Source organism: Alkalicoccus luteus (assembly GCF_012034335.1).
Taxonomy (GTDB): Bacteria; Bacillota; Bacilli; order Bacillales; family Salisediminibacteriaceae; genus Alkalicoccus; species Alkalicoccus luteus_A.
Genome location: NZ_JAATHJ010000071.1, coordinates 1 through 1,053, shown reverse-complemented (window position 1 = coordinate 1,053; position 1,053 = coordinate 1). Strand labels below are relative to the sequence as shown.

1 protein-coding gene is annotated in these 1,053 nt (G+C 52.0%); it reads left to right on the top strand.

The features are described from left to right. On the top strand, nt 1–932 hold a 932-nt coding region (locus HCN83_RS17925), incomplete at its 5' end, for an IS3 family transposase (RefSeq protein WP_168009780.1). Nucleotides 933–1,053 lie beyond the last annotated feature (121 nt).

Below are 1,053 nucleotides of genomic sequence, written 5' to 3'. Positions count from 1 at the left end.
ATGCACATCTTCACGCAGCCAAAGCCGTGATCTTCGCGCATATTCAACGCCATGAAAACGAGTATGCCATCGAGAAGATGTGCCGTATTTTGCAGGTTTCGAAAAGCGGCTATTACAAATGGAAACAGCGTCAACACGCACCAGAGACGGACCGAGAAGCGGATCGGACAGAGAAAAAACGGATGGTAAGCCGGTCATTTCGCGAAAGCAGGGGCACCTACGGGAGCCCGCGCGTGCATCAAGATCTGGTGGCGTGGGGTTATACGATGTCGGTCAAAACGGTTGCTCGTCTCATGCAGGAACAAGGGCTGCGTGCGATTCCGAAAGTTGCGTTTGTGACCACGACAGACTCGAATCATACGCTGAAAACCGAACCAAACCGCCTCAACCGAGACTTTACCGCGGAACAACCGAATCAGGTATGGGTGACCGACATCACGTATATCCGTACGCGGGAGGGATGGCTCTATCTCGCGACCGTTATGGATTTGTTTTCTCGAAAGATCGTCGGATGGAATATCCAGGATCACATGCGGACCGAACTTGCCCTCGACGCCTTAAAGATGGCACTGAGCAGCCGGGAGATTCCGGAATCAGGGCTTCTGCATCATTCCGATCGCGGCTCTCAATACTGTGCCATCGATTACAAGAAAGTCCTGACCAACCACAGATGTACCTTAAGCATGAGCCGCAAAGGCGATCCGTTCGATAACGCCTGTATCGAATCGTTCCACGCCTCGTTAAAAAAAGAACTCGTACATCGCACCCGATTCCGTACGAAAGCAGAAGCTTCCCATGCCGTCACACGCTACATTGCCGGCTATTATAACCGGAAGCGACGTCACTCGACGATTGGACACGTTTCGCCGCAGGCGTTTGAAGAAACCTATCATCAAGCCAAACACGACAAGGTGGATGATGTCGCGTCATAAGCGCGTTTGAAACGGGTCCACGAGAAGCAAAATGAGACACCGCTCTCCAGAACCCCGAAGGGAGCCGGCTCCAAAATCAACTGTCACTTTTCTCACCGTCTCTTTTCTTGACTGAAGACCA